The sequence below is a fragment of the Aeromonas sp. ASNIH8 genome (assembly GCF_002919855.1).
GTDB classification, from domain to species: Bacteria; Pseudomonadota; Gammaproteobacteria; order Enterobacterales; family Aeromonadaceae; genus Aeromonas; species Aeromonas caviae.
This window is the reverse complement of the sequence record NZ_PQLN01000154.1, coordinates 1-6,533: the sequence shown is the minus strand read 5'-3', so window position 1 is coordinate 6,533 and position 6,533 is coordinate 1. Positions and strand designations below refer to the sequence as shown.

The window sequence follows — 6,533 nt, the reverse complement described above, 5'->3', positions numbered from 1 at the left end:
CCAGTGGTAGAAGCCCGCACGAGAGACCTCCAGCACACGACAGATAACGGAAATGGGATAGATGTCCTGTTGGTTGGCTATCCACGCGTACTTGGCAGTGACTCCTGAGCAAAGTACGCGGCGGCCTAATGGGATGGTCTGCTCCATCCACCCCGCTATGCTGTAGCCAACATCAAGGAGGCTCATCATGACTCAAGCGCAGATTTACATTTACGGGATCGATTTAGGCAAAAATTGGTTTCACCTGGTGGCGATGGATCGCATGGGGCATGTATTGGCCAAGCAAAAGCTCACTCGCTCACAACTGAAACAGTTCATTAGCACGACCCCACCCTGTCGGGTCGCCTTCGAGGCATGTCCTGGTTCGCAATACTGGGGGCGCCTGTTTCAACAGGCGGGGTTCGAACCCAAGATTATCCCTGCCCAATTTGTGAAGCCCTACCTCAAATCAAACAAGAATGACTTCAACGATGCTACCGCCATTGCCGAGGCTGGTAGCAGAGGCACTATGCGCTGTGTCCCGTTGAAATCTCATGAGCAACTGGCATTGCAGGCGACTCATCGCGTCCGTCAGCGTTTCATCGTCGAACGTACCGCCACTGTCAATCAGATGCGAGCGTTGCTGCTGGAATATGGGCTCACCGTGCCAGTCGGCAGAAAAGTCTTCGAGCGCTCTCTGCCGACGATCCTTGAAGATGCCGAGAATGGCTTGCCTGACTTTATCCGCGCCCTGGTATTACGCCTGAGAGAACGGTGGCAACAGCTGGATATTCAGATTGATGACATGAGCCTCATGCTCGGACAAGCCTCAAGCGCATCAGGTTTGTGCCAAAAAATCAGTACCGTCCCCGGCATTGGACCGATTGTCTCAACCGCGTTGATTGCCGCGATTGGCAATGGCTCACAATTCAAGAAAGCCCGCGACCTGTCAGCCTGGTTGGGGTTGGTCCCCAGGCAATATTCAACGGGTGGCAAATCTTCGCTCGGCGGGATCAGTAAGCGTGGCAATAGCTATTTAAGGCAAATGGTTATTCAGGGCGCCAAAGCGCTAAAAATTCACATGAAGCGTGACAAATCATCGTTAGGCGAATGGGTCGCTAGGCTGGAGGCCGGCCATCACCATCATGTGGTCCTTATCGCCTTGGCCAACAAGATAATGCGAATTTGCTGGAAAGTACTGACATCCGGCAGGGATTACCAACCCTATCCCAACGCAAGCGCAGCCGTTTAACAGATATAACTCATACCCGGTTTTGCGAGCCAAAAACAGATGACAGAAGCGTTCACCCCACGACGTTGCAGCCTGGCTAAAAAAGCAGTCTCTCATGACTGGTAGCTTTATTAGGACGACGACGTGCGGATCCCATCAAGGCCAGAGCCGGAAAACGGCTCACAGATAGGCCGGATACATTGACGCAAACGACTTCTGGAAATCAGTTCAAGCTTGCAGATAAGGAGCAGACCATACATTTTTTATGATGTCGCGCTCCATGTTGGCTTGTGCGAGAGCTTTGCGTAGCCGGGCCACTTCAGCCTCCAGCTCGGCGACAGAACGCGCTCCGGGAATGGCCGATGTATCCTTTCCTCCTTTGGCTGCGACCACCCAGTTGCTCAGTGTGCCTTTGGCAATACCCAACCTTCTGGCGGCTTCAGCTTGGCCAAGGCCTTGCTCCAACACCAGTCGAACCGCCTCTGCCCGAAACGCTTGTGAATAGTGTTATCTCGATTTCATTCAATACCCCCGATTGTCTCATCGGAACAGTCGGGACTGTCTGTGAAAATTAGGATGCCTCAACATGGTGCTGCTGGGCCCCAGCGGAGTGGGCAAGACGCATCTTGCCATCGCACTGGCCTATCGGGCTCTGATGGCTGGCATCAAGACCAGATTTATCAGCGCAGCAGACCTGATGTTGCAGCTGCAAGCAGCTCAACGACAGGAGCGGCTTAATGCCTACTTCAGCCGTGTCGTGATGGGGCCGCGTTTACTGGTGATCGATGAGATAGGCTACTTGCCGTTTGGGCGTGAGGAAGCAAACCTGTTTTTCAATGTGATCGCCAAACGTTATGAGAAAGGGAGCCTGATCTTGACGAGCAATCTGCCCTTTAGCCAGTGGGCCAGCACCTTTGCCGATGATCAGACACTAACGGCAGCTATGCTCGATAGACTGTTACATCATGCACACATCGTTCAGATCAGCGGTGAAAGCTATCGTTTGAAAGAGAAACGCAAAGCGGGGGCCACACCCAAAACCAATTAACCCCATGTCCGGGTGGATCACTTTTCAATCGGCGAAATTAGCCAGAGTGGATCAGTTTTCGGTCGGCGTTGACAATCAAGGAAGCCCGCTCTATTGATGAACGGCCGGCTATCGTCGATAGCCGGGAGCGGCTCGGTGATTGGGAGGCGGATACGGTGCTGGGCAAGCAAGGCACAGGTGCACTGGTCACCCTGGTGGAGCGCAAGAGCCGGCTCTATCTGGTCAAGCGGGTCGCGAGCAAACAGGCTGGGGTGGTGCGGGATGCGATAATCGAGATGTTAACGCCCTACATCGAGCAGGTGCATACCATCACCTTTGACAACGGCGGCGAGTTTGCCGAACACAAGGCGATAGAGGAAGCGCTGGGTGCCGAGACTTACTTTGCGCACCCTTACTCTTCGTGGGAGCGCGGTCTGAACGAGAACAGCAATGGGCTGTTGAGGCAGTTTATCCCAAAGGGAACAGACCTGAGAGAGGTCACGGACGAGGATGTCAGGAGAGCGGAGCAGTGGCTCAACCTACGACCTCGGAAATGTCTCGGATTCAGGCAGCCTGTCAAGGTATTCGAAGAGTACCGTCAGGCGGCATAGGCGAGTGTCGCACTTCGAAGTTGAATTCGCGATGTTTTCATGTAGAACCTCCTGCGTTCAAGATACGAGAAAATTCTACTTATGAGCACCTCAGTTTTTCGGGGGGATTACCCTACGACCTCGGAAATGTCTCGGATTCAGGCAGCCTGTCAAGGTATTCGAAGAGTACCGTCAGGCGGCATAGGCGAGTGTCGCACTTCGAAGTTGAATTCGCGAGTTCCCCGATTTGAGCAACAAGACCCATTTACGGGAGAAAAAATCGGCTCAAACATGAAGAAATGAAATGACTGAGTCAGCCGAGAAGAATTTCCCCGCTTATTCGCACCTTCCCTAGAACATCTACATAGTTCTATTCATGCTGATACAAAATTAAAAAATTTCAGCCTTGTGAAATGAAAAGGCATTCTCATCTTTTTTTGAAAGAATAGGTTTATCTAATGGCCAATCAATGCTCAAGTCTGGATCTTTCCAGAATAGACTTCTGTCACTTTCAGGATGATAATAATTAGTCGTTTTATACAAAAACTCCGCCGTCTCGCTCAGAGTTACAAAACCGTGTGCAAACCCTTCCGGGATCCACAACTGTCGCTTATTCTCACCTGACAAGTGAACCCCAACCCACTGTCCAAAGGTTGGAGAGCTTTTGCGGATATCTACCGCCACATCAAACACTTCACCTGCAACACAGCGCACCAGCTTGCCCTGGGCATGGGGAGACAATTGATAATGTAAGCCACGCAATACCCCTTTCGACGATTTGGAGTGATTATCCTGCACAAAACTCACAGGATATCCTACTGCCTCTTCAAACAACTTGTGGTTGAAGCTCTCAAAGAAAAATCCACGCTCATCACCAAATACTTTTGGCTCAAAAATAAGCACGTCCGGAATTGCTGTTTTGATTACGTTCATCTGTTTACCCACATTTGATCCAGTTTTTATGGGGGAACAACATTCCTCCCCCCATATCACATCAGGCGTTAGCAACCATTCTTAACAAATATTGGCCATATGCATTTTTCGCCAGCGGCGCTGCAAGCTCACGTATCTGGTCAGCACTGATAAACTTTTGGCGATAGGCGATCTCTTCAGGACACGCCACCTTCAATCCCTGGCGCGTCTCGATAGTCTGAATAAAGTTGCTCGCTTCTATCATGCTTTCATGGGTACCGGTATCTAAATAGCTGTTCCGAATAGTAGATCACAGGAGGAAGGGAACTCAGTCCAGTTTGTGCGATCTCATTAGGCGCGAAACAAAACAAGCCACACCAAAAGGACTGAGTTGATGCCTATCCTACCACCCCTGCCACGTGCGTATTCCGGCGAAGTTGAACAGCCATTCCGGCCAACGTGAACACCCTGATCCTTAACGCGCTCACGTCATCCCGTTTCTAACTCGACTGTTCAGATTGGGTCAACTCACTTCTCCTCTTTCTCATCGATTCTCCCTTCAGTGACAGCCGGTGAGCGTTGTGCATCAGCCGGTCCAGGATCGCATCTGCCAGGGTGTTGTCCCCCAAGCTCGCGTACCACTCTTCCGTTGGCAACTGACTGACCACGACCGTCGAGTATTTCCCATACCGATCATCCATGATCTCCAGCAGTGCGTTGCGTTGCTCGGCATTCACCGCTTCCAGTCCCCAGTCATCGAGGACCAGTAGCTCTATCCTTGCCAGTTGACCCAGCAGTCTGGCGTAACTGCCATCTACCTTGGCCTGGCTCAGTTCAAGCAGCAGACGTGGCAGCCGGTAGTAACGAGTGCTATGCCCTTGCTGACAGGCTTGGTAGCCCAGCGCACAAGCCAGGTAGGTTTTTCCACAGCCACAGGGGCCGGTAATGAGCAGGTTCTGGCCTCGGCGCAGCCACTCTCCTTGGGCCAGGTTTGCAACCTGTGACCGCTCCAGGTTGCGTGCAGACTGGTAGTCCACCTCTTGCACCGTGGCTTGGAGTTTGAGCCGCGCCTGCTTGACTAGCCGAGCTTGTTTACGTTGCTCCCGGCTCAGTTGTTCGTGTTCGACCAGCAGGCTTAGACGCTCGATGAAGGGCAGCCCTTCGTAGGTACTTGCCTGTTCCAGTTGTTGTTGCACCGCATCCGCCATGCCGGTCAGTTTCAGGTTTCTCAGGCGGGTCAGGGTTTGTTGGGTCATGGGGCGTATCCTCTTTAGTGGAAGCTCTGGGGGCCACGGATGTTCTCGTGCTCTTGCGATAACTCTGGGTAGCTCAGCGGGCTTGCGGGCAGTTTGTCGCGGCCACTGCTCAGCACCGACTTGAGCTGTTTGAGTCGCACCAGTCCTTCCCGATTAGCCAACTGGCAGCAGGCCTCGACCCGTGATGGCGGATACTCCCGGCTAAGACTCAGTAGCCCCAGGCAGAGTCGGTATGCCTGCTCGGCATGGGCTTTCTCTTCCAGCCGTTCGCTAACCCAGCACAAGGTGCCCGGTCCGATGTCAGCAGCCCATTGCTTGAGACGGCCTGGCGTCCAGCGTTGCTGTTTGCTGTGGCGTTCCGGCATATGTTCCGGGAGCGTGCTCATCCCCGGGATGGTTTTACGCGGATGGCTCGCGACCAGATGTTGCTGGTGATAGACCTGAAGCAAAGTGTCGCCAGCATGGAGCTCCAGTTGCTGGCCCACATACTGGTGTGGCACCGAGTAGTGGTGCTGCTCATAGCTGACGTGATAGTCGATGTTGACCTTGACCGTTTTGATGGCGACATAGCGATAGGGATGCACCGGCAGTGGTCCCAGCGCCGGGCGGTCCAACTGCTCAAACGCCTCGCGCCGGTTACCGGGCAGTTGCTTGAACGGGCGCTCGTTGAGTTCGTCCAGCAAGGCCCGGATGCACTGGTTGAGCTCGGCCAGCGAGAAAAAGGTCTGGTGGCGCAAGCGGGCGAGGATCCAGCGCTCGACGATCTGCACACCCACCTCAGCCTTGGCTTTATCCTTGGGCTTGTAAGGGCGAGCTGGCATCACTGCCACCTGATAGTGCTCGGCCAACTGCTGGTAGCTGGGGTTGAGCTCGGGATCGTATCGGCAAGCCTTGCTGACACCGCTTTTGAGGTTGTCGGGGATCAGCAGTGCCGGTGTACCGCCGAAAAACTCAAAGGCACGGACATGGCTTTGCAACCAGTCCGGCAGTGACTGTGACCAGGTAGCCTCGGCAAAGGTGTAGTTGGACGCACCAAGCACGGCGACAAAGATCTGGGCCTGACGGACCTCACCCGTGGAGGGCGAGGCGATGGGCACCGTGGGCCCGCAGTAGTCGATAAAGAGCTTTTCCCCCGCCTTGTGGATCTGGCGCATGGAGCGCTTTTGCAACTGACACCAGGATTTGTAACGGTCGCAGAACTGGGAGTAGCTGTAACAGCTGTTGGGATAGCGCTGGGTGTACTCCTCCCAGAGCAGTTGTTTGGAGACCCCCTTACGCTTGAGCTCCTGATGGACAGAGGGCCAATCCGGTACAACATGGCGGGCCGAGATGGTGGTATCGGCCTGCGTGTAATGACCCAGCCGTTCCTGCACAACTAAGCGGCTTCGGCATAGGCCTGCGCCGGTGTTTTTGAGGTATCCTGATTTTCACAGACAGTCCCGATTGTTACGATGAGACAATCGGGGGTATTGAATGAAATCGAGAGAACACTATTCACCAGAGTTTCGGGCAGAGGCGGTTCGACTGGTGTTGGAGCA

Annotated in this window: 3 protein-coding genes and 6 pseudogenes; 3 read left to right on the top strand and 6 right to left on the bottom strand. The window is 53.8% G+C overall.

From position 1 onward, the window contains the following. Positions 1–135, bottom strand: a pseudogene (locus C3418_RS22375) (IS3 family transposase); the annotation flags it as partial. Between the two features lie 52 nt (positions 136–187). Here C3418_RS22375 and C3418_RS22370 point away from each other — a divergent pair. Continuing rightward, positions 188–1,231 (top strand): IS110 family transposase, encoded by a 1,044-nt coding sequence (locus tag C3418_RS22370; protein WP_103859307.1) that lies wholly within the window; start codon positions 188–190, stop codon positions 1,229–1,231. Positions 1,232–1,471: 240 nt separating this feature from the next. Here C3418_RS22370 and C3418_RS22365 read toward each other — a convergent pair. Beyond that, a pseudogene (locus tag C3418_RS22365) lies at positions 1,472–1,732 on the bottom strand (transposase); the annotation flags it as partial. A gap of 61 nt (positions 1,733–1,793) precedes the next feature. On the opposite strand from C3418_RS22365, the pseudogene istB (C3418_RS22360) reads away from it, so the two are divergent. Both istB (C3418_RS22360) and C3418_RS22355 read left to right on the top strand, forming a co-directional pair. Beyond that, positions 1,794–2,258, top strand: a pseudogene (gene istB, locus C3418_RS22360) (IS21-like element ISAeme17 family helper ATPase IstB); the annotation flags it as partial. 74 nt (positions 2,259–2,332) lie between these two features. Further along, positions 2,333–2,848, top strand: a pseudogene (locus C3418_RS22355) (IS30-like element ISAs2 family transposase); the annotation flags it as partial. Between the two features lie 369 nt (positions 2,849–3,217). Here C3418_RS22355 and rfbC read toward each other — a convergent pair. The 4 genes and pseudogenes from rfbC to istA all read right to left on the bottom strand — a co-directional run. Then, positions 3,218–3,760, bottom strand: coding sequence for a dTDP-4-dehydrorhamnose 3,5-epimerase (gene rfbC / locus C3418_RS22350; RefSeq protein WP_039041246.1), 543 nt, complete (start codon positions 3,758–3,760; stop codon positions 3,218–3,220). A gap of 61 nt (positions 3,761–3,821) precedes the next feature. Next, positions 3,822–4,034, bottom strand: a pseudogene (locus C3418_RS22345) (glucose-1-phosphate thymidylyltransferase); the annotation flags it as partial. A gap of 205 nt (positions 4,035–4,239) precedes the next feature. After that, on the bottom strand, positions 4,240–4,995 hold the full coding sequence (gene istB, locus C3418_RS22340; protein WP_059296348.1) for an IS21-like element ISAs29 family helper ATPase IstB: 756 nt from the start codon (positions 4,993–4,995) through the stop codon (positions 4,240–4,242). Between the two features lie 14 nt (positions 4,996–5,009). Then, a pseudogene (istA, locus tag C3418_RS22335) lies at positions 5,010–6,347 on the bottom strand (IS21 family transposase); the annotation flags it as partial. Positions 6,348–6,533 lie beyond the last annotated feature (186 nt).

Coding starts and splice junctions, on each gene's coding strand:
- istB (WP_059296348.1), bottom strand. CDS start 4,995: ATGACCCAACAAACCCTGACCCGCCTGAGAAACCTGAAACTGACCGGC.
- C3418_RS22370 (WP_103859307.1), top strand. CDS start 188: ATGACTCAAGCGCAGATTTACATTTACGGGATCGATTTAGGCAAAAAT.
- rfbC (WP_039041246.1), bottom strand. CDS start 3,760: ATGAACGTAATCAAAACAGCAATTCCGGACGTGCTTATTTTTGAGCCA.